1 protein-coding gene is annotated in these 1,856 nt (G+C 66.1%); it reads left to right on the forward strand.

The features are described 5' to 3' along the window. Nucleotides 1-594: 594 nt before the first annotated feature. Nucleotides 595-1,856, forward strand: a 1,262-nt coding sequence (gene ltrA, locus AC3ET4_RS30660) for a group II intron reverse transcriptase/maturase (protein WP_431955213.1), incomplete at its 3' end; no start/stop codon positions are given.

Consider the following 1,856-nt stretch of genomic DNA (forward strand, 5'->3'; position numbering starts at 1 on the left):
GAGGTGCGCCATGAGGCGCTTTGTTTCCGGACGGGGGTGAGAGACCCCCGGCGCCTGGCTGTCGCAGCAGCCGGGTGAAGCAGAGGGCAGCCGTCATGCCGTAGGAAGCGTGGGTGTGGCGGTGGCAAGCGGCCCTGACACCGTCGGGACGTGCGGGTACTACCAGACCGTGCGGGTCCGGCCAGCGATTCACGAAGGGATACGAAAGGAACCGGTGCTTGACGCCTCGTTAGCCAGAACCGCTCTCAAACCTGGTGGATATGGGGCGGGAGTGCGGTGCGAGCTGGGCTGTTTCGACAAGCAGGCTCCCGTCCGTCGCGGCAACCGGCCGCGATGGACAGGTCGTCACGTGTGTCTGCGGGCGTGACGAAGACCGCCGGGGTATAGCCGGGTCCCTCCCGTGAGAACCGGGACAAAGTGAACATGGGAACCATGCAGGGTCTGCCCTCCCCGCTCCCCAGCCAGGGGACGGGTGGCAGGCGCGCTGTCCGCTGTCGGGCCCTGTGTGGGGCGGAGCGGTCGTAGTACTCCGAGGACGGTAACGCCGTCCGCATGGGGAAGGACCGCAGCGAGTCACGTAGATGAGGAGAGGAAATGGCAGGAGATACGCCGGGGAACCCCGGCGTTCCCGAGGCCGCCGAGTACGCGGCAGCCTCGCGGGTACTGCGGATTCAGTCCAAGCTGCACGATCGGGCAGTGGCTGACCCTGGCCGCGTGTTCGACGATCTGTTCAATCTTGTGGCAGACCCGGCGTTCCTGCTCGAAGCATGGCGCCGGGTCAGAACGAACAAAGGAGCGCGAACAGCCGGGATCGACGGCTGGACCGCTCCGGGGATCGAGGCGTCCGAGCGCGGTGTGCTCGGGTTCCTCGACCAGATCCGCGCGGACTTGAAGGCGCGGACGTTCGTCCCCCTGCCCGTGGCCGAACGCATGATCCCGAAATCCAACGGGAAGATGCGCCGCTTGGGCATCCCGACCGCGCGAGACCGCGTGGTGCAAGCCAGCCTGAAACTGGTGCTCGAACCGATCTTCGAGCCCGGGTTCAGCTCGTCCAGTTACGGGTTCAGGCCCGGCCGACGAGCGCAGGACGCGATCGAGGATGTCATCCACCACGCCCGCTCGGGCTATGTGTGGGTGTTCGAGACCGACATCGCCGCCTGCTTCGACGAGATCGACCACACGGCCCTCATGGACCGGGTGCGTCAGCGTATCGGCGACAGGCAAGTCCTGCGGCTGGTCAAGTCCTTCCTGCATGCAGGGATCCTGACCGGGGAGGGCACCCTGCGGGAGACCGTGTCGGGCACGCCGCAAGGCGGGATCCTGTCCCCGTTGCTCGCGAACATCGCCCTGGGTGTGATCGACGAGCACTTCGACACGAAGCGCCGAAGCCTTTCCAAGGAATGGCACCGGCGCCGACACCGCCGTGAAGGGGGAGCGACGTACCGACTGGTCCGGTACGCCGACGACCTCGCCGTGATGGTGTTCGGCACTCAGGAGCACGCCGAAGCGCTCCGCGACGAAGTTGCAGGCGTTGCCGCCACCATCGGGCTTCGTCTGGCCGAGGACAAGACCCGAACCGTCCATATCGACGACGGCTTCGACTTCCTGGGCTGGCACATCCAGCGCCACACCCAGCGGGGCTCGAACCGTCGTATGGTCTACACCTATCCCAGCGACAAGGCCGTCAAGTCGGTCAGGTCCCGGGTCAAGGAACTGACCGGACGGCAGACGATGAACATGGACCCCGGCACAGTCTTCACCCTCTTGGGGCAGAGACTCCGGGGCTGGACCACCTACTTCCGCCACGGCGCATCCAAGATCACTTTCAGTGAGCTGGAGCACTACCTGTGGCACCG

The organism is Actinacidiphila sp. bgisy167, from assembly GCF_057707665.1.